Source organism: Methylobacterium sp. 1030 (assembly GCF_040544715.1).
In the GTDB taxonomy this organism is placed as follows: domain Bacteria; phylum Pseudomonadota; class Alphaproteobacteria; order Rhizobiales; family Beijerinckiaceae; genus Methylobacterium.
On sequence record NZ_JBEPKM010000016.1, the window covers coordinates 148,817 to 169,878 of the forward strand.

General features: G+C 71.2%; 21 protein-coding genes. 9 read left to right on the plus strand and 12 right to left on the minus strand.

What is annotated here, in order from left to right; all coding sequences use genetic code 11:
* Window positions 1-193 precede the first annotated feature (193 nt).
* The 6 genes from ABIC30_RS22870 to ABIC30_RS22895 all read right to left on the minus strand — a co-directional run bounded on the left by ABIC30_RS22870 (window position 194) and on the right by ABIC30_RS22895 (window position 5,901).
* Window positions 194-1,315 carry a branched-chain amino acid ABC transporter substrate-binding protein gene (locus tag ABIC30_RS22870; RefSeq protein WP_020094229.1) on the minus strand — a complete coding sequence of 374 codons (1,122 nt, stop codon included), beginning with the start codon at window positions 1,313-1,315 and terminating at the stop codon, window positions 194-196.
* Between the two features lie 49 nt (window positions 1,316-1,364).
* A complete protein-coding gene (locus tag ABIC30_RS22875) occupies window positions 1,365-1,733 on the minus strand; it encodes a DUF6867 family protein (protein WP_026605095.1) in 369 nt (122 codons plus the stop codon).
* 172 nt (window positions 1,734-1,905) lie between these two features.
* Entirely contained in the window at window positions 1,906-2,703 is a 798-nt protein-coding gene (locus ABIC30_RS22880; protein WP_056533898.1) for an ABC transporter ATP-binding protein, read from the minus strand.
* Window positions 2,700-3,590: an ABC transporter ATP-binding protein gene (locus ABIC30_RS22885; protein WP_020094232.1), complete on the minus strand. Its 891-nt coding sequence runs from the start codon at window positions 3,588-3,590 to the stop codon at window positions 2,700-2,702. Before ABIC30_RS22885 ends, ABIC30_RS22880 begins: the two co-directional genes overlap by 4 nt.
* Window positions 3,590-4,984, minus strand: coding sequence for a high-affinity branched-chain amino acid ABC transporter permease LivM (gene livM, locus ABIC30_RS22890; RefSeq protein ID WP_020094233.1), 1,395 nt, complete (start codon window positions 4,982-4,984; stop codon window positions 3,590-3,592). Before livM ends, ABIC30_RS22885 begins: the two co-directional genes overlap by 1 nt.
* A complete protein-coding gene (locus ABIC30_RS22895) occupies window positions 4,984-5,901 on the minus strand; it encodes a branched-chain amino acid ABC transporter permease (protein ID WP_020094234.1) in 918 nt (305 codons plus the stop codon). Before ABIC30_RS22895 ends, livM begins: the two co-directional genes overlap by 1 nt.
* A 242-nt stretch (window positions 5,902-6,143) precedes the next feature.
* Here ABIC30_RS22895 and ABIC30_RS22900 point away from each other — a divergent pair, with 242 nt between their 5' ends.
* The 5 genes from ABIC30_RS22900 to ABIC30_RS22920 all read left to right on the plus strand — a co-directional run bounded on the left by ABIC30_RS22900 (window position 6,144) and on the right by ABIC30_RS22920 (window position 11,001).
* Window positions 6,144-7,424, plus strand: a complete 1,281-nt coding sequence (locus tag ABIC30_RS22900) for a dicarboxylate/amino acid:cation symporter (RefSeq protein WP_026605096.1) — start codon at window positions 6,144-6,146, stop codon at window positions 7,422-7,424.
* A 124-nt stretch (window positions 7,425-7,548) separates the two neighbouring features.
* Window positions 7,549-8,454 carry an amino acid ABC transporter substrate-binding protein gene (locus ABIC30_RS22905; RefSeq protein WP_020094236.1) on the plus strand — a complete coding sequence of 302 codons (906 nt, stop codon included), beginning with the start codon at window positions 7,549-7,551 and terminating at the stop codon, window positions 8,452-8,454.
* Between the two features lie 111 nt (window positions 8,455-8,565).
* Window positions 8,566-9,240: a DUF1007 family protein gene (locus ABIC30_RS22910; RefSeq protein ID WP_020094237.1), complete on the plus strand. Its 675-nt coding sequence runs from the start codon at window positions 8,566-8,568 to the stop codon at window positions 9,238-9,240.
* Window positions 9,231-10,223 (plus strand): nickel/cobalt transporter, encoded by a 993-nt coding sequence (locus tag ABIC30_RS22915; protein WP_354456114.1) that lies wholly within the window; start codon window positions 9,231-9,233, stop codon window positions 10,221-10,223. The genes ABIC30_RS22910 and ABIC30_RS22915 overlap by 10 nt, the downstream gene beginning before the upstream one ends.
* A gap of 61 nt (window positions 10,224-10,284) precedes the next feature.
* A complete protein-coding gene (locus ABIC30_RS22920; RefSeq protein WP_354456115.1) occupies window positions 10,285-11,001 on the plus strand; it encodes a hypothetical protein in 717 nt (238 codons plus the stop codon).
* Here ABIC30_RS22920 and ABIC30_RS22925 read toward each other — a convergent pair whose 3' ends face one another.
* On the minus strand, window positions 11,002-11,589 hold the full coding sequence (locus tag ABIC30_RS22925; protein ID WP_020094240.1) for a histidine phosphatase family protein: 588 nt from the start codon (window positions 11,587-11,589) through the stop codon (window positions 11,002-11,004).
* A 44-nt stretch (window positions 11,590-11,633) separates the two neighbouring features.
* Window positions 11,634-12,029: a VOC family protein gene (locus ABIC30_RS22930; protein WP_020094241.1), complete on the minus strand. Its 396-nt coding sequence runs from the start codon at window positions 12,027-12,029 to the stop codon at window positions 11,634-11,636.
* 501 nt (window positions 12,030-12,530) lie between these two features.
* On the opposite strand from ABIC30_RS22930, the gene ABIC30_RS22935 reads away from it, so the two are divergent.
* Window positions 12,531-14,120 (plus strand): methyl-accepting chemotaxis protein, encoded by a 1,590-nt coding sequence (locus ABIC30_RS22935; RefSeq protein WP_419512249.1) that lies wholly within the window; start codon window positions 12,531-12,533, stop codon window positions 14,118-14,120.
* 6 nt (window positions 14,121-14,126) lie between these two features.
* Here ABIC30_RS22935 and recF read toward each other — a convergent pair whose 3' ends face one another.
* Together recF and dnaN are read right to left on the minus strand one after the other, a co-directional pair.
* Window positions 14,127-15,281, minus strand: coding sequence for a DNA replication/repair protein RecF (gene recF / locus ABIC30_RS22940; RefSeq protein ID WP_091681201.1), 1,155 nt, complete (start codon window positions 15,279-15,281; stop codon window positions 14,127-14,129).
* Between the two features lie 220 nt (window positions 15,282-15,501).
* The gene (gene dnaN, locus ABIC30_RS22945) at window positions 15,502-16,623 is read right to left on the minus strand and encodes a DNA polymerase III subunit beta (RefSeq protein ID WP_012319207.1); all 1,122 of its coding nucleotides are present in this window, start codon (window positions 16,621-16,623) and stop codon (window positions 15,502-15,504) included.
* A 218-nt stretch (window positions 16,624-16,841) separates the two neighbouring features.
* Between dnaN and ABIC30_RS22950 the strand changes: the two genes are divergently transcribed.
* Window positions 16,842-18,170, plus strand: coding sequence for an MFS transporter (locus ABIC30_RS22950; RefSeq protein WP_020094244.1), 1,329 nt, complete (start codon window positions 16,842-16,844; stop codon window positions 18,168-18,170).
* Between the two features lie 24 nt (window positions 18,171-18,194).
* On the opposite strand, the gene ABIC30_RS22955 is transcribed toward ABIC30_RS22950, so the two are convergent.
* Both ABIC30_RS22955 and ABIC30_RS22960 read right to left on the minus strand, forming a co-directional pair.
* Window positions 18,195-18,431 (minus strand): hypothetical protein, encoded by a 237-nt coding sequence (locus ABIC30_RS22955; protein WP_331327307.1) that lies wholly within the window; start codon window positions 18,429-18,431, stop codon window positions 18,195-18,197.
* A gap of 113 nt (window positions 18,432-18,544) precedes the next feature.
* On the minus strand, window positions 18,545-19,813 hold the full coding sequence (locus ABIC30_RS22960; RefSeq protein WP_354456117.1) for a hypothetical protein: 1,269 nt from the start codon (window positions 19,811-19,813) through the stop codon (window positions 18,545-18,547).
* Between the two features lie 331 nt (window positions 19,814-20,144).
* Between ABIC30_RS22960 and flgB the strand changes: the two genes are divergently transcribed.
* On the plus strand, window positions 20,145-20,546 hold the full coding sequence (gene flgB / locus ABIC30_RS22965) for a flagellar basal body rod protein FlgB (RefSeq protein WP_056533882.1): 402 nt from the start codon (window positions 20,145-20,147) through the stop codon (window positions 20,544-20,546).
* A gap of 65 nt (window positions 20,547-20,611) precedes the next feature.
* Entirely contained in the window at window positions 20,612-21,019 is a 408-nt protein-coding gene (gene flgC, locus ABIC30_RS22970) for a flagellar basal body rod protein FlgC (RefSeq protein ID WP_020094248.1), read from the plus strand.
* Window positions 21,020-21,062 lie beyond the last annotated feature (43 nt).

Consider the following 21,062-nt stretch of genomic DNA (forward strand, 5'->3'; position numbering starts at 1 on the left):
CTCCTCCCAAGCGCTGAGCCGGCCTCACGCTCGCGCCGGCGGCATCATGCACACTTCTTAGGCGTACGCACGCGGTGCGGAGGACGGATCCGCCCGGAAAGCTGACGAATCCACGGTATAGAAAACGACGACGCCGCCCCCCCGCGGTATCGGGAGGCGGCGTCGGACTGAAATCCCGGTTCGTGACCGCGGCTTACTTCGTCAGCTCATTGCCGCTGTAGTCGATCTTGCCGTCGGGTCCCTTCTTCCACTCGTACATGACGTAGTCGGGCCGGGTGATGTCGCCCTTCTTGTCGTAGGCGATCGGGCCGACCACCGTGTCCACCGGCTTGCCCTGGTGCAGCCATTCGGCGAGCTTCTTGCCGTCGCTGGAGCCGGTCTCGGCCATCGCCTTGGCCAGGACCTGCACGGCCGCGTAGGAGTAGAGCGTGTAGCCCTCGGGATCGATGTTCTTGGCCTTGAAGGCGGCGAGCGCCGCCTTGGCGTTCGGGTTCTTGCGGGCGTCCGGCGGGAAGGTGGTCAGCGTGCCCTCGGCCGCGGGACCGGCGATCGCCACCAGCTCGCGGTCGACCATGCCGTCGCCGCCCATCATGGGCGCCTTCAGGCCCTGATCGCGCATCTGGCGCAGGATCAGCCCGGCCTCGGTGTAGTAGCCACCGAAATAAACGACGTCGACGTTGGCGGACTTCAGCTTGGAGACGAGCGCCGAGTAGTCCTTCTCGCCCGGGTTGATGCCCTCGGACATGACCTCCTTGCCGCCCTTGGCCTTGAAGGCCTTCAGCGTCTCGTCGGCCAGCCCCTTGCCGTAGGGGGTCTTGTCGTGGACGAAGGCGACCTTCTTGCCCTTGAAGTGATCGGCCAGGTAGTTGCCGGCGACGGCACCCTGCTGGTCGTCGCGGCCGCAGGTGCGGAACGTGTTCCACATCCCGCGCTCGGTGAACTTCACGTTCGTGGAGGCCGGCGTGACCTGGATGATGCCGGCGTCGAGGTAGACGTCGGAGGCCGGGATCGACACGCCCGAGTTGTAGTCGCCGACGACCATCTTCACGCCGTCGCTGGCGAACTTGTTGGCCACCGAGACGCCCTGCTTCGGGTCGGAGGCGTCGTCGCCGACCGTCACGGTCAGCGTCGTGCCCTTCAGCGTGCCGGCCTTGTTGAGGTCCTCGACCGCCTGGCTCGCGCCGTTCTTGAGCTGCGCGCCGATGGCGGCGCTGTTGCCGGTGATCGGCGCGGCAACGCCGAGCTTGACCTCGGCGGCCTGGGCGGCCGCCGCCATCGCGCCGAGGGCGAGCCCGGCCAGCAGAATCGATCTCATCGCGTACTTCCCCTAAGTGTCAGGACCGCACGTGCGGATCCGGCCGCACTCATCGGACCTCGCCGGCCGCGGGCGCCCGTGCGCGCCATGTCAGCGGTGAGGTCTTCTCGTAGAGCCAGCGGTACTGGCTCGTCATCTGGCGCGTCCGCGTGTAGCGGAAGCCCGCAGCGCCGATGATCATGACGATGACCGCGTCGACCGCATAGTAGTGCAGCGACAGCAGGGTGCCCGAAAACAGGGCGTAGTGAATGAAGCGCACGGCGGCTGCCACCAGAAGCAGCGCCAGGGCGCATTGCCAGAACGGCCGCCAGCCCCGGGCGATGCCGCGGGCGGCCATCCATCCGGCCCACCCGCCCATCACGACGGTCACCAGCAGGAACAGCCAGGCCGACGGCTCCTCGTACAGGATCCCCTGCAGCATGCTCATGTGATGTCCGGTCGATTGCTTCGGTTAACGCGCCCCTCGCCGTCATCGCGAGCGCAGCGAGGTGACCCAGGGGAGCGCAGCCTCGAAAGGTGGGGCGCCGCCCTGGATTGCTTCGCTCCGCTCGCAAAGACGGGGATGCCAATGGCATCAACCGAAAACGGCATCATGCCCCGACCGGGCCGGCATGGCCCCCCTCCAGGTAGGCGGCCTGGACGTTCGGATCGTCGAGCAGCGCCCGACCCGTCCCGCTCATCGTGACCCGCCCGTTGACCAGCACGTAGCCGCGATGGGCGAGCTTGAGGGCGTGGTAGGCGTTCTGCTCGACGAGGAAGATCGTCATGCCGTCAGTCCGGTTCAGCTCCCGGATCGCGTCGAAGATGCCCTTCACCACGAGCGGCGCGAGGCCGAGCGACGGCTCGTCGAGCAGCAGCAGCCGCGGACGGCTCATCAGCGCCCGGGCGATGGCCAGCATCTGCTGCTCGCCGCCCGACATGGTGCCGGCGCGCTGGTTGAGGCGCTCCTTGACCCGCGGGAACAGGGCGCAGACCTTCTCCAGATCCTCGGCGAAGAAGCGCCCGTCATGGAGCGCGGCGCCCATCTGGAGGTTCTCGTAGACGGTCATGCGCGGGAAGACCCGGCGCCCCTCCGGCGACTGGGCGATGCCGAGCCGGGCGATGGCGTGGGTCGGCAGCCGGGTGATGTCGCGGCCGTCGTAGGTGATCGTCCCCGAGCGCGCCTGGGGGCTGCCGAAGATCGTCATCATCAGGGTCGACTTGCCGGCGCCGTTGGCGCCGATCAGCGTGACGATCTCGCCCTCGGCCACGTCGAGATCGACCCCGCGCAGGGCCGCGACGCTGCCGTAATAGGTCGAGACGTCGCGCACCGCGAGGAGCGGCGGCTTCCGTCCCGCCTGGATCGCCCGCGTCTCCTCGACGAGGACGTTGATGCCGGCGACGCTCATGCCGACGCTCCCGTGTGCGCCGCGTCCCCGTGCGGCACGGTGATCCCGACCTCGGCCTCCACGGCCTCGACCTCCTCGTCCTCGACGCCGAGATAGGCGGCGATCACCTTCGGGTCGGCCCGCACATCGGCGGGGGACCCGTCGGCGATCTTCACGCCGTAATCGAGCACGACCACGTGGTCGGAGATCTCCATCACCACCGACATGTCGTGCTCGATCAGCAGCACCGAGGTGTCGTGCGCGTCGCGGATGTGGCGCAGGAGGCCGTTCAGCTCGGCCGATTCCCGCGGGTTGAGGCCGGCCGCCGGCTCGTCGAGGCAGAGCAGCACCGGGTCGGTGCACATCGCCCGGGCGATCTCCAGGCGCCGCTGCGCGCCGTAGGGCAGGGCGCCCGCCGGATCATCCGCCCGCTTCATCAGGTCGATGCGCTCGAGCCAGGCCTTGGCCCGCTCGATCGCCGCGGCCTGCGCGTCCCGGTAGGTCTTGAGGCCGAGCAGCCCGAGGATCGTGTAGCCCGAGGCCCGCATCAGCGGCGCGTGCTGGGCGACGAGCAGGTTCTCCAGGACGGTCATGCCCTGGAACAGGCGGATGTTCTGGAAGGTGCGGGCGACCCGCGCGGTGCGGTTCACCTTGTGGTTCGGAAGCCGCTCCAGCAGGTGCGCCGTGCCGTCGGCGTGCGCCAGCGTCAGCATGCCCTCGGTGGGCTTGTAGAAGCCGGTGATGCAGTTGAACACCGTGGTCTTGCCGGCCCCGTTCGGGCCGATCAGCGCGGTGATGTCGCCGCGGCGCGCCTCGAAGGACAGGTCGGAGACGGCGGTGAGCCCGCCGAACCGCATGGTCAGGTGCTCGACCGTGAGCACCGGCGGGGGGAGGGGGGACGTCGCCATCAGCCGTGCCCCTCGCTGACATGGGCGCCCGAGACCGCGCGCCGCTGGCCGAGCGACACGGACGGCATCCGCTCCGAGATCAGGCCGCGCGGCCGCCAGACCATCATGGCGACCATGGCGAGCCCGAACAGCAGCAGCCGGTACTCGCTGGGGTCGAAGCCCTCGCCGAACACGGCCTTCAGGAACCCGAGATTGCGCAGCATCTCCGGCCCGCCGACCATCGCCACCGCGGCGATCGCGACGCCGACCTGGCTGCCCATGCCGCCGAGGACGACGATCGCCAGGATGATGGCGCTCTCCAAGAAGTTGAAGCTCTCCGGGCTGATGAAGCCCTGGCGCACGGCGAAGAACGAGCCGGCGAAGCCCCCGAAGGCCGCGCCCAGCGCGAAGGCCGTGAGCTTCGTGGCGGTGGTGTCGATGCCGAGCGAGCGGCAGGCGATCTCGTCCTCGCGCAGGGCCTCCCAGGCCCGCCCGATCGGCAGGCGGCGCAGGCGCAGGGTGACGAAGTTGGTGATCAGGGCCAGCCCGAGGATCAGGTAGTACAGGAAGATCAGCCGGTGCATCGAGTCGTACGGGATGCCGAAGGTGGCGGCGAACCCGCCCTCGCCCGCCGTGAACGGGATGCCGAAGAAGGTCGCCCGCGGGATCGACGAGATGCCGGCCCCGCCGCCGGTGACGTCGGTCCAGTTGATCAGGACCAGGCGGATGATCTCGCCGAAGGCCAGGGTGACGATGGCGAGGTAGTCGCCGCGCAGCCGCAGCACCGGGAAGCCGAGGATCATGCCCCACAGGCCGGCGAACAGGCCCGCCAGCGGCAGGCAGACCCAGAACGACAGGCCGAAGGTCGTCGACAGCAGCGCGTAGGAATAGGCCCCGACCGCGTAGAAGGCGACGTAGCCGAGGTCGAGCAGGCCCGCGAGGCCGACCACGATGTTCAGGCCCCAGCCGAGCATGACGTAGGTCAGGATCAGGATGCCGAGGTCGATCCAGTAGCGGGCCGAGGACAGGCCGCCGGTCGCCAGCGCGGAGATCATCGGCAGGGTCAGCGCGACGAAGATGAACAGCCAGAGACCGACCTTCGAGGTCTTCTGCCCGGCGTCGGGCTCGCCGTGCACCGCCTCGGTGGCCTGGGCCGGGGAGGGGGTCAGCGCCCGCCGCGCGTCGCGGCGCAGCAGCACGAGGCGCTGGACGAGGCGTAGCACGAAGATCGCCGCGCAGAGCGCCGCCACCAGCCCCCAGCGCGGCACGAGCACCAGCTCGCTCCCGGGCCCGGGATCGGTCCGGTAGGCGATGATCGGGACGCAGAGGCCGAAGGTGACGAGGGCGTAGAGGGCGGCGTCGCGCAGGATGCCGGCCATCGCGGAGCCGGGGAGAGCGTTCTGCGAGGCGGCCATCAGACTTTCTCGACCTCGGGCCGGCCCAGGATGCCCGACGGCATGAAGATCAGCACGATCGCCAGGATCGAGAAGGCGGCGACGTCCTTGTACTCGATGGAGAAATAGGCCGACCAGAAGGTCTCGATCAGGCCGATGATCAGGCCGCCGAGCACGGCGCCGGGCAGCGAGCCGATGCCGCCGAGCACCGCCGCCGTGAACGCCTTCACGCCGGGCACGAACCCGTCCGAGAAGGACACGACGCCGTAGTACATGAGGTAGAGGACTCCCGCGACGGCCGCGAGCGCGGCGCCGAGCACGAAGGTCAGCGAGATCGTGCGGTCCACGTCGATGCCGAGCAAAGCCGCCATCTTGCGGTCCTGCTCGCAGGCGCGCTGCGCCCGGCCGAAGGGCGTGCGCTGCACGAGGTACCAGAAGCCGGTGAGCAGCACGGCGGTCACCGCCATGATCAGCACCTGCTTCCAGGCCAGGAACACCGCGTAGCCGTCGCGCTCGAACAGCGTGATGCCGCCCGACAGCATCGGCGGGGTCGGCTTGTTGCGCGCGCCCTGCACGACCTGCACGAAGTTCGACAGGAAGATCGAGACGCCGATCGCCGAGATCAGCGGCGCGAGGCGGAACGAGCCGCGCAGCGGCCGGTAGGCCACCCGCTCGATCGCCCAGCCCCACAGGGCGGTCAGCACCATGGCGACCACCAGCACCACCAGGAAGGCCAGCGCGATGGAGCTGACCCCGAGCCAGACCGTCAGCAGCAGGAAGGTGATGAGCGCGATGAAGCAGGAGACCATGAAGACGTCGCCGTGGGCGAAGTTCACCATGCCGATGATGCCGAACACCATCGTGTAGCCGATCGCGATCAGGCCGTAGATCGAGCCGAGCGTCAGCCCGTTGATGAGCTGCTGTACGAAGACGTCCATGAACTCTCGCGCGCAGGTTGCTTGGGCCGCCTACGGAGAGCGCAGGCAGCTTGGCGGGGCAAGTCTCGTACCGCAGCCGTAGCACACCGGCCACCGGTTTCATCGCCGCCCGAGCGTCGCGTGAAAACAGTCGACCACGCCAGTAACGCCCCCTGGCCGGGCTTGCGTGTGGCGCAGTTCCTGCGACACGTTAACGAATTGCAATGCTCGATCATCCCGGGCCCAGGCGAGGAGCAGTACCGATGGCAGGGTCGCGACTCACGACGATGATCTTCATCGGCATGCTCCTCGGCATCGCCGTCGGCTACGCCTGCAGCATCACCTGGCCCGATCCGCAGACCGCCAAGGAGATCGCCGGCTACATCGCGCTGGTCTCCGACGTGTTCCTCCGCTTGATCAAGATGATCATCGCGCCGCTGGTCTTCTCCACGCTGGTCGTCGGCATCGCCCATCTCGGGGATACCGCCTCCGTCGGCCGGGTCGGCGGCAAGGCGCTGCTCTGGTTCGTCGGCGCCTCGTTCTGCTCTCTGATGCTCGGCCTCATCATGGTCAACCTGATGCAGCCCGGCCACAACCTGAACCTGCCGCTGCCCGATGCCGGGGCCGGCACCGGGCTCAAGGCGGCCTCGCTCTCGCTCAAGGAGTTCGTCACGCACCTCGTCCCGAAGAGCGCTGTCGAGGCGATGGCCAACAACGAGATCCTGCAGATCGTGGTCTTCTCGATCTTCTTCGGCGTGGGCCTCGCCGCCCTCGGCGAGAAGGGCCGCCTGCTCGCGCAGGGCATCGAGGGCATCGCCGACGTCATGCTCAAGGTGACGGGCTACGTGATGATGTTCGCCCCCGTTGCGGTGTTCGCCGCCATCGCGGCGACGATCACCACGCAGGGCATCGGCGTGCTCGTGACCTACGGCAAGTTCCTCGTGGAGTTCTACATCAGCCTCGGCGTGCTCTGGACGCTGCTGATGGGCGTCGGCTTCCTGCTGCTCGGGGGCGGCGGCATCATGCGCCTGTTCAACCTGATCAAGGAGCCCTTCGTGCTGGCCTTCTCGACGGCGTCGAGCGAGGCCGCCTACCCCAAGATGCTCTCGAACCTGGAGAAGTTCGGGGTGCCGAACCGGATCACCTCGTTCGTGCTTCCGATGGGCTACTCGTTCAATCTCGACGGCTCGATGATGTACTGCACCTTCGCGGTGATGTTCATCGCGCAGGCCTACAACATCCCGCTGAGCTGGGGCCAGCAGCTCACGATGCTGCTCCTGCTGATGGTGACCTCGAAGGGCATGGCCGGCGTGCCGCGCGCCTCGCTGGTGGTGATCTCGGCGACGCTGTCGCACTTCAACATCCCGGAGGCCGGGCTGCTGCTGATCATCGGGATCGACCAGTTCCTCGACATGGGCCGGTCGGCCACCAACGTGCTCGGCAACAGCGTCGCCACCGTGGCGGTCGCCAAGTGGGAGGGCCAGCTCAGCACCACCGACCAGCGCCTCGACCATGTCGGCACGGTGGCCTCGCCCGCGGAATAGGGGCCGGTCCGGCGAAATCTGCGCGCGCCGCGATGGCGGGCGCAGGACGGCCGCTCTCATGAGCGCTCTCACGGGTGCCCTGAATCGCGGCGTGGCTTGTTCGGTGCCCTTCGGAGGCGGAGTGATGACGATGCGGCTCGTCGCGGTTCTGGCGCTGGCGCTGGCGGCGACGCCCGCCTCCGCCGTCGAGGTGCTCACCGGGACGCTCAGGAGCGTCGCCGAGCGCGGGGAGATCGTCCTCGGCTACCGGGAGAGCTCGGTGCCGTTCTCCTTCGTGGAGGGCAAGCAGTCGGACGGGAGCCCCCGACCGATCGGCTACGCCATCGACCTCTGCGGCGAGATCGCGGACGACATCCAGGCGGCGATCGGCCGGCCGGTGAAGATCCGCTACGCACCGGTCACGGCCGAGAGCCGCATCGAGGCGGTGACCTCCGGCAAGATCGACCTCGAGTGCGGCTCGACCACCGCCAATGCCGAGCGCCGCAAGCAGGTCGCGTTCTCGCCCGTGGACTACATCAGCGCGACGCAGCTGCTGGTGAAGCGCGGATCGGGCATCGCCTCCTACCGGGATCTCGGCGGGAAGACCGTGGTGGTCACGGCCGGCACCACCAACGAGAAGGCCGTGCGCGACCAGTTCGCCCGCCTGAAGATCGACGCGCAGGTGGTGACGGCGCCCGACCACGCCGCCTCCTACGCGATGGTCAAGGCCGGCAAGGCCGACGCCTTCGCCACCGACGACGTGCTGCTCTACGGGCTGATCGCCACGGACGCGAAGGACGGGGCGAACTACACGGTGCTGCCCGACAAGCTCTCCTACGAGCCCTACGGCATCATGTTCCGCAAGGACGATCCGGAACTCGCCGGCCTCGTGCAGCAGACCTTCACGCGGCTCGCCGAGTCGCGGGCGCTGCGCTGGACCTACGAGCGCTGGTTCCTCAAGCGCCTGCCCAACGGCGAACGCCTGGACATCCCGATGTCGAACGACCTGCGGGTCAGCTTCCAGCTGATGGGCCTCGACGGGGGCGAGTGACCGGCGCGGGGACAGGCGCGACGACCGGACGGCGCCTCGCTTTCGCCCAACCGGCACGCGAGGAAGACGCGACCTGATCGCTTCCCTCCCGCCGCGAGCGTGCCACCGTCCATGCTGATCGCCGCGCCCTGTCCGAAACCGCTCGCCCTGGCGCTGGCCGCCGCCCTCGGCTGCGCCGCCTCGGCGGCCACCGCCCACCCGCACGTCTGGGTGACCGCCAAGGCGCAGCTCGTCTACGCGGACGGCAAGCTCGTCGGCGTCCGCGACACGTGGAGCTTCGATCCCGAGTACACGGCCTTCGTCACGCAGGGCCTCGACACCAACAAGGACGGCAAGCTCAGCCCGGAGGAACTCGCCGGGCTCGCCGCCGAGAACACCGCCAACCTCGCCGAGTTCGGCTACTTCACGAAGCTGAAGGTCGGCGGCAAGGAGCAGGCCTTCGGCGATCCGAAGGAGCCGGCGGCGCACATGGACGACCGGGCGCTGGTCATGACCTTCCTGCTGCCCCTGAAGACCCCGGTCCAGCAGGGGCGGGGGGTCGCCGCGCTGGAGGTCTACGACCCGACCTACTTCGTCGCCTTCTCGTTCGCCGAGGGCGCGGACGCCGCCACCCTCGCGGGTGCGCCCCAGGGCTGCGCCGCCACGGTCACCCGGCCGAAGACCGAGCAGCCGAAGACGGCCGATGCCGGGTCGCCGGGCATGACCGAGGCCTTCTTCGAGGCGCTCACCGCCGCCTCGACCTACGGGGTGCAGTTCGCCAGCCGGGTTCTCGTGGCATGTCCGTAGGCATCGGGATCGTCGCCCCCGCCGGGGCGGGACGGCTGGGGCTGAGGCTCGGCCTCATGGCCGCGGCCATCGCGCTGGCCGCGCTTCTCGCGGCCGCGATCGCGTGGCTGGTCGCGCCCGGCCTCGCCGCGCCGCCGCCGCGCTCGCCCTTCGGGATCGGCTTCCGCGAGGCCGCGCCGGCCGCCACGGGTCTCGGCGGCGTCATCCTGGCGCTGCAGGCGAGCTTCTCCCGCAGCCTCAACGCCGCGGTGAGCGCGCTGCGGGGCGGCGGCAGCTGGACCCCGCTGATCGGCCTCGCCTTCGCGTACGGCGTGTTCCACGCCGCCGGCCCGGGCCACGGCAAGGCGGTGATCGCCGGCTACATCCTGGCGGGGGAGCGGGCGCTCCGGCGCGGCGCCGCGCTGAGCGTCTGCGCCGCGCTGCTCCAGGCCTGCGTGGCCGGGGCGATCGTCGGCCTCGGCACGCTGGTCCTCAACGCCACGGCGGCGAGCATCACCCGGGCCGGCACCCTGATCGAGACCGTGAGCTTCGCCCTCGTGGCCCTGATCGGGCTGGTCCTGACGTGGCGCAAGGCCGGTCGCCTCGCCAATCTCGGCGCGGGCTGCGGCCCGGGCTGCAGCCACCTGCCGGAACCGCAGGCCCTCGACACCCTCGACACGTGGCGCGAGCGGGCCGGGGTGGTGCTGGCGGCCGGGACACGCCCCTGCGCCGGCGCCGTGCTGGTCCTCGTCTTCGCGGTGTCGCAGGGCGTGCCCGGCGCGGGCATGCTGGCGGTCCTGGCGATGGCGCTCGGCACCGCGCTGACCACGACGGCCCTGGCCTGCCTCGCGGTCTTCGCCAAGCGGATGGCGCTGCGCCTCGCGGGCGGACGGGGACAGGCCGGACTCCTGGCGCTCGGTGGCCTCGAACTCGTCGCCGCCGCCTTCGTGCTGGTCCTGGGCGCCGCGATGCTCTCGGGCCTCGCCCCGGGCCTCGGCGGCTGAAGGGCCTCGCCTTCCGGGGCGCGGCGTGCCACGCTGCGCGACCGAGACGGAGCGCGCGCCGATGCATCCCGACTTCGCGACGATCCTGAACTGGCGTCTGCTCGCCGGATCGCATCCCTTCCCCGGGCCAGACGGCGGGACCTGCATCAACGAGGCCGCGATGGTGGCCGCGGGCCTGCCCTACCGGGCGATCCGCTCCAGCGCGGACTGCCCACCCTGCTTCTCGCGGCCGGCCGCCGCCTACGCCCTCGGGCTCAACGACGCCATGCCGGACGAGGTGCGGCCGCAGCTGATGGCCTTCGTCCTGCGCCTGTCGGGCAGCGCCGACACGGCGGAGATCGAGGCCGCCCGCACCCGGCAGCTGGCGCTGGAGAGCGTCCGCCGCATCCTGGCGCCGCTCTGCGCGGTCGCCGGGATGGTCGAGGACGCGGAAGCCTGCTCCGGCGCGCCGGACTGGCCCGCGGCCCTGGCGGCGGCCCGCGCGGCCGCGTGGCGGGGCGGGGCGCGCGCGCAGGCGGCGGCCCAGGCGCGGCGCTGGCGGGAAGGCGCGCTGACCGCGGCGGTGTCCCGCACCGCGACGGCGGCGGAACGCGCCGGCGAGGACGCGCGCTGCGCCGCCGAGGTGGCCGAGGGGGCGGCACCGTTCCTGACCGGAACCTGGGCCGAGGCCTGCGCGATCCTCGCGGAGACCCTCGCCATCGGCCGGCAGGCGCCGGAGATCGCCGTCGCCGGCGCCCGTCAGCGCATGGACGCGGCGCGCGCCCGGGTGCCGGCCTGATCAGGCCGCCGCGGGCGCGGCGTCGAGATCGAAGTCGATGGTGCCGCAATTCTCCAGGAACGTGCCGGTGAGGTGGTAGAAGAACGTCCCGTGGCCGACCACCGCGATGGTGGTCTCCGGCCGGGCCCGCAGCCAGTCGCGGAACGCCGCGACCCGGGCGTCGAACAGGGGGCGGGGCTCCACCGGGTAGCCGCCGACCTCGCAGCCGGGCTCCGCGTGCCACCAGACCTCGGGCAGGTGCCCGACATCGAGGTGGGGGAAGTCCGCGGCGATCTCCGAGGCGGCCCGGCCGACATCGCAGCTGCTCTCCTGGCACTCGCGGTGCAGCACCTCGACCAGCACCCGCGGCCGGCTCGGATGCTCGCCGAACAGGATCGCCGCGGTCTCGATGGCGCGGGTCAGGGGCGAGACCACCACGAGGTCGAAGGGGATCGGCCGGAGCCGCTCCCGCGCGGCCCGGGCCTGGGCTTGGCCCAGCTCGGTCAGGCGGGCGTCGGGCAGGCCAGGATCGCCGCCCCCGTGCCGGTGGGCGGCGTTGAAGGTCGACTGCCCGTGGCGGATGCAGACGATGCGGGTCTTGTCCTGCATGGATCTCGAAGACGTTCCGGAGAGGGAATGGCGGACCGGACCGGTCACGCGAAGCGGCCGCCGCGCTGGATGACCTCGATCTTGTAGCCGTCCGGGTCGGTGGCGAAGAAGAACCGCGCGAGCACGTCGTCCCCGTGCTTGAGGGTCTTGACGTCGGTGGCCGTGAAGCCCTCGCGCCGGTGCCGGGCGTGCTCGGCCTCCACGTCGTCGACCACGAAGGCGATGTGCCCGTAGCCGTCGCCGAGATCGTAGGGCTTGTCGCGGCCCTTGTTCACCGTGAGCTCCAGCTCGAACGGCGAGTCCGGATCCCGCATGTAGACGAGGGTGAAGTCCGGGAAGTCGAACCGGCCGGACACCGCGAGACCGAAGGCACGGGCATAGTAGTCGCGCGCGCGCTCTTCCTCGAGGACGCGGATCATGGCGTGGACGGGCTTGGACATGCGCGCGGAGTTCCGTGGGCACGCCGGCGGCGTGCAGCGCCCACTATGTGGCGCGATCCGCAGCCGCGAAAAGGCCGGTGGCGCGGCGCCGGGGTCGCGCCCCGGGACATCGGCCGCGAGCTGTCGAAGAACCCGGCCCGTATAGACCGATCCCATATTGCATATCCTAGATCAATACCTGTTCTTTAAATCGTTCCAAGGAGTGTATTGGAGTCAATATATGAGGAGCCATGCTGATATAAGATATCGCAAAAGGCTCGTAGACACAAAATTAAACCGCAAAATGATATTTCTCATTGACACAATCGCGCTTCCAACGCTTTATCGTCCTCGACAACCAAAGTGAATCCCATGAGATCATGAGGCCGATCATCGATCGAGTGAAGGGATTTCAGGACAGTGATACGCTTATCCAATATCAATATACTTCCAAAGATTGCTGCCGTTATCGCACTGATAAGCGTGATTGTCGGCGGATGTATCTGGTACGCTCAGGCGCGGATGACGGTCATCGACGACCGCTACAGCGAGTTCCTCGCCCGCGAGGCGACGGCGGTGGCGGAGGCACGCAGGCTGAACCGCCTGGTGATCGAGTTGAATTACTGGGTCTACCGGATCATCGCGGAGACCGATCAGGGCCAGATGCAGGCCGCCAACAGGGGCTTCGAGGCCGCGCTGCCCGCGGTGAGGGCGCTCCTTCCGAGCCTCCGATCGCACGCGCCGACCTTCGCCGCGCGCATCGATGAGCAGGCCGCGCGGATCGAGCGCTATCTCAGGGACGTGAGCGAGGTCCGCCGGCTGGGCACTGCCAATCAGAACGAGCAAGCCATCGCGCTGATCCACACGGCGATCGATCCGACGTTCTCCGGCTTGCTGACCGACGGCAACCGGATGGCCGAGGACATCGATGCGTACATGCAGAGGGGCTCGGGCGACCTGACCGATCAGACCAACGAGACCCGCCGGACGCTGATGATCGTCAGCGGTCTCGGCATGCTGGCGGGGCTGCTGGCGGCGGTGTTCATCGCCACGGTCGGGATCACGCGGCCGCTCGACCGGCTGGTCAAGGTCCTGCAGCGGATGGCGCAGGGCGAGGTCGAGGCCGAGATCACCGAGGCCGCCCGAAGGGACGAGGTGGGCGCCGTCGGCAAGGCCGTCGAGGGCATCAAGGTCATGGTCGCCCGAAAGGCCGCCGAGGAAGCCGAGATGAAGCGCCGCGCCGACGAGGCGGCAGCGGCCGCGCGCAGGCGGACCATGGTGGAACTCGCGGACGGGTTCGAGCGGGCCGTGGGGAACATCGTCGGGATGGTCTCGTCCTCGGCCACCGAGTTGCAGGCCACGGCGCAGACCATGACGTCGAGCGCGACCGAGACGGCCAGCCAGTCCACCACGGTGGCGGCCGCCGCCGAGCAGGCCTCCGCCAACGTCCAGACCGTGGCGGCCGCCGCCGAGGAGCTGGGCACCTCCGTGCAGGAGATCGGCCGGCAGGTCCTCGGCTCGGCCAACCTCGCGCAGGCGGCGGTCGGCGAGGCGGACGAGACCCAGCACCTCGTTCAGGCGCTCAGCCAGGCGGCGACGCGCATCGGCGACATGGTCGGGCTCATCGCGAACATCGCCGGGCAGACCAACCTGCTGGCGCTGAACGCCACGATCGAGGCGGCCCGGGCCGGCGAGGCCGGCCGCGGATTCGCGGTCGTCGCCGCCGAGGTCAAGGAGCTCGCCGGCCAGACCGCCCGGGCCACCGAGGAGATCAGCCAGCAGATCGGCCAGATCCAGGGTGTGACCGGCCAGGCGGTCTCGGCCATCGACACGATCGCCGCCCGGATCCGCGAGATCGACGCGGTCGCCGCCACCATCGCGGCAGCGGTCGAGGAGCAGGGCGCGGCCACGCAGGAGATCGTCCGCAACGTCTCGCAGGCGGCGGCCGGCACCGACGAGGTGACGAGCAACATCGCCGGCGTGGCGCGGGCCTCGGAAGAGACCGGCGCCGCGGCAGCCCAGGTTCTGGGGGCGGCCGGCGAGCTGTCGCGCCAGTCCGAGCATCTGGGCGCCGAGGTCTCCCGCTTCCTCGGGTCGGTCCGGGCGGCCTGAGGCCGATCAGCCGCCGACCCGCAGGACCTGCGTCCGGGTGCCGGCCTGCGCGAAGGCGTCCGGGTCGGCGCCGGTCATCCAGACCTGCCCCGGCAGGGCCTCGAGGGCCTCGAACAGGCCGGCCCGGCGGCGGGGATCGAGGTGGGCCGCCACCTCGTCCAGGAGGATCAGCGGGGCGATGCCGCTCATGGCCCGCACCAGCCGCGCGTGGGCGAGGACGAGGCCGATGAGCAGCGCCTTCTGCTCGCCCGTGGACGCCGTCCCGGCCGGCACGTCCTTCGGGCCGTGGCGGACCACGAGGTCGCTGCTCTGCGGCCCGATCAGCGTGCGGCCGGCGGCCCGGTCCCGGTTGCGGCCGTTGCGGAGCGCCATGCGGTAGCGGTCCTCGGCCTCGAGGGCCGGCCAGACCGCGACCAGATCGTCGAGGTCGCCCTCGAGGCGGATGGCCGCCCAGGGGAAGGGCTGCGCGTCGTCCCGGGTCTCGGCGATCAGCCGGTCGAGGCGCTCGGCGGTCTCGCGCCGGGCGAGCGCCACGGCGACGCCGAGCTCCGCGACCTCCCGCTCCACCGCGTCGAGCCAGCGGTCGTCGTCGGGCCGCTCCTCCAGCAGGCGGTTGCGCGAGCGCAGGGCCCGCTCCAGCGCGGAGACCCGGGCGCCGTGGGCGGCGTCGACCGCCAGCACGAGACGGTCGAGGAACCGTCGCCGGTCTCCGGCCGCCCCGCGGAACAGGCCGTCGAGGTCGGGGGTCAGCCAGACGACCCGCAGGAACTCGCTGAACGCCACCGGCGAGGCCGCGGTGGCGCCGTCGATCCGGCACAGCCGGCTCGCGCGCCCGTCGGGACCCGGCGGCTCGAGCCCGGTGCCGAGCCGGTGCTCGGCGCCGTCGCGGTCGAGGGTGAGCGAGACCGCGAATCCCCCCGGGCCGCCGCTGCGCGCCATGGCGGCGAACTCCGCCCGGCGCAGGCCCCGGCCCGGTACGAACAGCGAGAGCGCCTCGAGCAGGTTGGTCTTGCCCGCGCCGTTCTCCCCGACCAGCGCGACGAAGCGGGCCTCGGGCGTCAGTTCGAGGTCCGCGTGGTTGCGGAAATCGCGGGCGATCAGGCGGGTGACGCGCAGGCTCGACCCGTCGAGCTCGTCCCGCGGATCGCGGATGTCGCTCATCGGTGAACCGAGGGGTGAACCGAGGGGCCGAGACGCGCCGCGCTCAACCGTCCCTTGCTGTCTGACATCCCATCCAACCACCTCGCCCCGAGGCGCCCGCGTCAGCGGGCCGCGCGGGCGGGCTCCAGAAACCACATCGCCGTCCGGGGACCTCCCGCGCGGCCCCCGCTGCGCTCCGGCACCTCGGGACGAGGGCGGGACCGGGATCCGCGCGGCCGCCTCACACCCGCATCGGCATCAGCACGTACAGCGCCGGCGCGCCCTCGCGGTCCTGGATCAGGGTCGGCGAGCCGGGATCCGCGAGCTTGAACAGGGCGGTGTCGCCCTCGAGCTGCGCGGTGATGTCGAGGAGGTAGCGGGCGTTGAAGCCGATATCGAGGCCGGCCGCCTCGTAGTCGACGTCGAGTTCCTCGGTGGCACTACCGGAATCCGGGTTGTTCACCGAGAGCGCGAGGCGCCCTTCGGCGAGCCCGAGCTTCACCGCGCGCCCGCGCTCCGACGAGATCGTCGAGACCCGGTCCACGGCCTTCGCGAAGGCGTCGCGCTCGACGGTCAGCCGCTTGTCGTTGTTGGCCGGGATCACCCGCTGGTAATCCGGGAAGGTGCCGTCGATCAGCTTGGAGATCAGCGTCAGGCCGCCGGCGAAGCGCAGGCGGATCTTCGCGGGCGACAGGTCGACCGCGACGGTCTCGCCGCCGTCGTCGAGGAGCTTCTGGATCTCGGCGACCGCCTTGCGGGGCACGATCACGCCCGGCATGCCGACGCTGCCCTGCGGGGCCGGGATCTCGACGCGGGCGAGCCGGTGGCCGTCCGTTGCCACCGCCCGCATCGCCGGGCCGTTCTCGGTCTCCAGCGTGTGCAGGTAGATGCCGTTCAGGTAGTAACGGGTCTCCTCGGTGGAGATCGCGAACTGGGTCTTCTCGATCAGCCGCTTCAGGTCGGCGGCGGCGATCTCGAAGCCGTGCGGCATCTCGCCGGCGGCGAGGTCCGGGAAGTCGCCCTCCGGCAGGGCGCCCAGGGCGAAGCGCGAGCGTCCGGACCGGATCGTCATCTGGCCGGACTCGCCGCCGGTCTCCAGGGAGACCTGCGCGCCGTCGGGGAGCTTGCGCACGATGTCGTAGATCACGTGCGCCGGCACGGTCGTGGCGCCCGCATCCGCCACGTCCGCCGGCACGCTCTCGGTCACCTCGATGTCGAGATCCGTCGCCCGGAGCTGGAGACCCGACCCTTCCGCGCGCAGGAGCACGTTCGACAGGATCGGGATCGTGTTGCGGCGCTCGACGACCCGGTGCACGTGGCCGAGCGACCTGAGCAGGGCCGCGCGCTCGACAGTGACTCTCATCGCAATACTCAAGTGATAGGGACGGCGCCGCGGCCGGCGACCGTCGCGGAATATGGCCGTTCAGCTTGGCGAAGGGGACAGGGGAACGCAAGGCCGCCGTCGGTGCACCGCACAGCGACCTCCGCGTCCAGGGCGGATGCCCATGTCCGGAGCGGGGTATCGGCCCCCGGCGGCCCGTGCGAAAGCGCCGCGACCGACCCGGACCCCCCATCCCGATCATGCTGCAGACCATCGACCCCGCGGGCAACACCGCAGACCCCTCGCAGGCGACCCCGAGCGCCCCCCCGAGTGCTCGGCGGATCCTCGCCGCGAGCTTCGTCGGGACGGCGATCGAGTTCTTCGACTTCTACATCTACGCCACCGCCACCGCCCTGGTGATCGGCCCGGTCTTCTTCCCCGCCGGCGCGCCCGGCGTGCAGCAGCTCAGCGCCTTCGCGACCTTCGCCATCGCGTTCATCGCGCGGCCCGTCGGCGCGGCCCTGTTCGGGCATTTCGGCGACCGGGTCGGCCGCAAGGCGACGCTGGTGGCGTCGCTGCTGATCATGGGCATCTCCACGGTGCTGATCGGCTGCCTGCCGACCTACGCGTCGGTCGGCTGGTGGGCGCCGGCGGCGCTGTGCATCCTGCGCTGCGGGCAGGGGATCGGGTTCGGCGGCGAGTGGGGCGGCGCGGCGCTGCTGGCGGTCGAGAACGCGCCGCCGGGCCGGCGCGCGTGGTACGGCATCTTCCCGCAACTCGGGGCGCCGGTCGGCTTCGTCTTGGCCAATCTCGGCTTCCTCGCCCTCAGCTTCGGCCTGACGCCCGAGAGCTTCCAGGCCTGGGGCTGGCGCCTGCCGTTCCTGGCCTCGGCGGCGCTCGTCGGCGTCGGGCTCTACGTGCGCCTGAAGCTCACCGAGACGCCGGCCTTCAAGGCGGCGCTCAGCCAGGCGCGGCCGGAGCGCGTGCCCTTCGCCACCATGCTGACCCAGCACGGCCACGCCGTCCTGGTCGGCACCTTCGCGATGGTGGCGGTGTACGCGGTCTTCTATCTCTCCACCGTCTTCGCCCTGGGCTACGGCACCGGCACCCTCGGCTACAGCCGGCCGACCTTCCTGCTGTTCGAGTGCATCGCGGTCTGCTTCATGGCGCTCGGCACCGTCGTGTCGGGGGCCGCGGCCGACCGCTTCGGCCGCCGGCCTGTGCTGCTCTCCGGCATGGCCGTGACGTTCCTGCTGGGCTTCCTCATGGGGCCGATGCTGGGCCACGCCGCCGGCACCGGCACCTGGCCGCCGGTCCTCGGCTTCCTGTGCCTCAGCCTCCTGACGATGGGGTGGGTGTTCGGACCGATGGGCGCCGTCCTGCCCGAGCTGTTCCCGACGCGGGTGCGCTACACGGGCGCCTCGGTGACCTACAACCTCGCGGGGATCCTAGGGGCCTCGGGGGCGCCCTACATCGCGCAGCAGCTCGCGGCCTACGGCGGCATCGGCTTCGTCGGGTTCTACCTGGCGGGGGCCGCGATCCTCAGCTTCCTCGCCGTGCTGGCCATGCCGGAGACTGCCGGCCGCTGACGGGACGGGCGGGCGCCGCCGGCCTCAGCGGCCGGCGCGATCCTGAGCCGCCGTGACGGTGGGCTCGAAGCGCCCGAGGAAGCGCGTCCGCTCCCACAGCTCGATCGCGTCGCGCCCGACCATCGCCCGGGCGCGGCGGCGCGCCTGCGTGTCGTCCTCGGCCGACAGGATCTCGGCCGCGCGGACGCGGCCGGCCCGGTCGAGCCGGAAGGCCCTGTAAGCGCGGCTCCGGTGAGCCGTTCCAGCATCCAGCGCGAGCATAGCGACATCCTCCGGGCCGGAACGTCCCGGAAGATGGTTAACCGCCGGTAAATCGCGGTTCTCGCGATCGAGGACGCGGTCCCGACGCGCCCGCTCGGCGGGGGCGGAGCCCCTCAGCTCCGCTTGTCGAGCGGGCGACCGAGGAGGCGGGCGAACTCGGCCTCGATCTCCTCCACCGAGAACGGGTTGCCGGATCCCTTCGCGTCGGGCGTGGGCGCGGACGGCGGCGGCGGCGGGGCCGGCACGGGCGGAGGGGGTTCGACCTTGGGCATCGCCGGCGGCGGCACGGGTTTGGCCGGAGGCGGAGGTGGAGGTGGGGGCGGCGGGGCCTCCGGCTCGTCGACCGGGGCGGGGGCGGGCACCGGCTCGACCGGGACGCTCGCCATCGCGGCGGCCAGCGGATCGACGCCCTCGGGCGCCGGCGGGGCGGGCGCGGGCTGCGGCGGCGGCGTCACGGCCGAGGACGAGCGCGACAGGGCGGCCTGGAGCTGCCGGGCCATGTCGGACAGGACCACCGGATCGACCGACTTGCGCTCGGAGGGCACCGCGAGGCTCGGGGCCAGACGGGCGGTCTCCGGCTCCGCCGGTGCCGGCTCGGGCTTGCGCTCGGAGGCCGGGTTGGGCCGCGGCTCGATCAGCGGCGGCGCGGTCCGGCTCAGGATCCGCCGCGGGGCGACCGGCTCGCGCGGCGGGGGCGCGGGCGGCTCCACCGCCGGCGGCGCGATCGGCGGCGACACCATCGGCGGCGGCACCACCGGCTCGGGCGCGGGCGGCGCCGGGGGTTGAGGCGCGGGCGGCGCGGCACTCAGAGGTGCGGTGACGTCCTGGCCGGGCTCGTCGCCGCCGAACAGCCCGGGATCGAGGGGCAGCGTCACGGGCGGAGCGGAGGCCGAGCGCGGCACCGGCGACGGCACCACCACCGGCATCGCGAAGCCCGGATCGAACAGCGGTTCCGCGCGCCGGCCGCCGGATTCCGGCAGACCGCGGGGCGGCTCGGGCAGGCGGCCGCCCTGGACGAGGGGGTCCGGGAGCGGCTCGTCCAGCGGCTCCGGCGCCAGCTCCGGCCGGATCGCCGCCTCCGGCAGGGGCCGCTGGCCGCGCTGGATGTTGCGCTCGACCACCACGTCGTTGGGGCCGCCCACGAGGAGCAGGTGCTCGACATTGTCCCGGCGCAGCAGGATGAGCTGCCGGGCCCGGTCGAGTTCGTACACGTCGACGATTCCGAGGCGCGGCTGGCGCCCGCGGCTCCCGGACCGCCCCGGCAGGGCGAGGCTCCGGCCGGTGAGCCGGCGCACCGTGAACACGATCGCCGCGAGCGCCGTGAAGATGACGGCGAAGATCACGATATACTGGACGATGGGGGAGCCGTCAGAGCCGAACACGGATTGCAGCCATCGCAAGATTACGCACTCGCACGTTCCGACCGCCGCGGGTGCGCGCCGGCACGGACTTGATCCATACCACGCCGGAGGGGCGGCAAGGCAAACGACGTTAAGAGTTCGTTAACAGACCTTTTAATTGAGCGCGCGCAAGACAATAGGTCGGGACTGCGCCGCCGGCCCGGCCGAACCGGGGGTTCACTCCCCCGCGGCGCGAGCTGACGCGGGCACCGGCCGCCCCGGAGATCGGGCTTAACGCGCCGTTAACCATGCAGGCGGCAGATTTTGCCGAGCCCGCTCGTCCCGGCGCGGCCACGCCATCCCGGAGGCGACCATGGCCCTCACCGATCTGCCCGTGCTGAGCATGCTGCGCACGCGGATGCAATGGGCGCAGGCGCGCCAGGGCGTGATCGCCGAGAACGTCGCCAACGCCGACATGCCGGGGTTCAAGCCCCGCGACCTCGTGGAGCCGCGCTTCGACCGGGCGACCGGCGCCCTCGCCACCAGCGGCTCCGGCCTGACACTCACGAGCGCGGGCCACATGGCACCGCCCGGCCAGACGGTCGGAGCCGACTCCAAGCGCGCCAAGGGCTTCGAGGTCCGGCCCAGCGGCAACGGCGTCAACCTCGAGGACGAGATGATGAAGGCCGGCGAGAACCAGGCGGACTACCAGCTCGCCGCCTCGCTGTATCAGCACAGCCTGACCACCCTGAAGATCGCGATCGGCAAGAGCTGACGCGCGACGGCCGAATGTGGAGCGCCGACGGCCGCGGGGTCGCGGCAGCGGGAGGGTCCTGAGTCATGGAATTCACGAAGTCGCTGGCGGTGGCGGCCGCGGGCCTCAAGGCCCAGTCGGGCCGGATGCGCATCATCGCCGAGAACATCGCCAACGCCGATTCCGCGCCGGCCTCCGCCGGGGCACAGCCCTACCGCCGCAAGATCCCGACCTTCACCAGCCACCTCGACGACGAGACCGGTGCCAAGCTCGTCGAGGCGGGGCGCGTCAGGCGCGACCCGTCGGCCTTCCGGACCAAGTACGAGCCCGGCAACCCCGCGGCCGACGCCCAGGGCGTGGTGCAGATGCCCAACGTCAACGCGCTGATCGAGAACATGGACCTGCGGGAGGCCCAGCGCTCCTACGAGGCGAACCTCAACATGATCAGCGCCACCCGCAAGATGCTGGCGCAGACCCTCGGCATCCTGAAGTGACCCCCGAAGCCCGCGGCAGGACCGCTTAGCAAGGACGCATGGC

Excerpts from the sequence above, each read along its gene's own strand:
- ABIC30_RS22910 (WP_020094237.1), top strand. The coding sequence starts at position 8,566 with ATGCTGATCGCCGCGCCCTGTCCGAAACCGCTCGCCCTGGCGCTGGCC.
- ABIC30_RS22900 (WP_026605096.1), top strand. The coding sequence starts at position 6,144 with ATGGCAGGGTCGCGACTCACGACGATGATCTTCATCGGCATGCTCCTC.
- ABIC30_RS22885 (WP_020094232.1), bottom strand. The coding sequence starts at position 3,590 with ATGGCGACGTCCCCCCTCCCCCCGCCGGTGCTCACGGTCGAGCACCTG.
- flgB (WP_056533882.1), top strand. The coding sequence starts at position 20,145 with ATGGCCCTCACCGATCTGCCCGTGCTGAGCATGCTGCGCACGCGGATG.
- dnaN (WP_012319207.1), bottom strand. The coding sequence starts at position 16,623 with ATGAGAGTCACTGTCGAGCGCGCGGCCCTGCTCAGGTCGCTCGGCCAC.
- ABIC30_RS22905 (WP_020094236.1), top strand. The coding sequence starts at position 7,549 with ATGACGATGCGGCTCGTCGCGGTTCTGGCGCTGGCGCTGGCGGCGACG.
- ABIC30_RS22950 (WP_020094244.1), top strand. The coding sequence starts at position 16,842 with ATGCTGCAGACCATCGACCCCGCGGGCAACACCGCAGACCCCTCGCAG.
- ABIC30_RS22930 (WP_020094241.1), bottom strand. The coding sequence starts at position 12,029 with ATGTCCAAGCCCGTCCACGCCATGATCCGCGTCCTCGAGGAAGAGCGC.
- ABIC30_RS22925 (WP_020094240.1), bottom strand. The coding sequence starts at position 11,589 with ATGCAGGACAAGACCCGCATCGTCTGCATCCGCCACGGGCAGTCGACC.
- ABIC30_RS22955 (WP_331327307.1), bottom strand. The coding sequence starts at position 18,431 with ATGCTCGCGCTGGATGCTGGAACGGCTCACCGGAGCCGCGCTTACAGG.
- recF (WP_091681201.1), bottom strand. The coding sequence starts at position 15,281 with ATGAGCGACATCCGCGATCCGCGGGACGAGCTCGACGGGTCGAGCCTG.
- livM (WP_020094233.1), bottom strand. The coding sequence starts at position 4,984 with ATGGCCGCCTCGCAGAACGCTCTCCCCGGCTCCGCGATGGCCGGCATC.
- ABIC30_RS22880 (WP_056533898.1), bottom strand. The coding sequence starts at position 2,703 with ATGAGCGTCGCCGGCATCAACGTCCTCGTCGAGGAGACGCGGGCGATC.
- ABIC30_RS22935 (WP_419512249.1), top strand. The coding sequence starts at position 12,531 with ATGACGGTCATCGACGACCGCTACAGCGAGTTCCTCGCCCGCGAGGCG.
- ABIC30_RS22895 (WP_020094234.1), bottom strand. The coding sequence starts at position 5,901 with ATGGACGTCTTCGTACAGCAGCTCATCAACGGGCTGACGCTCGGCTCG.
- ABIC30_RS22920 (WP_354456115.1), top strand. The coding sequence starts at position 10,285 with ATGCATCCCGACTTCGCGACGATCCTGAACTGGCGTCTGCTCGCCGGA.
- ABIC30_RS22915 (WP_354456114.1), top strand. The coding sequence starts at position 9,231 with ATGTCCGTAGGCATCGGGATCGTCGCCCCCGCCGGGGCGGGACGGCTG.
- ABIC30_RS22870 (WP_020094229.1), bottom strand. The coding sequence starts at position 1,315 with ATGAGATCGATTCTGCTGGCCGGGCTCGCCCTCGGCGCGATGGCGGCG.
- flgC (WP_020094248.1), top strand. The coding sequence starts at position 20,612 with ATGGAATTCACGAAGTCGCTGGCGGTGGCGGCCGCGGGCCTCAAGGCC.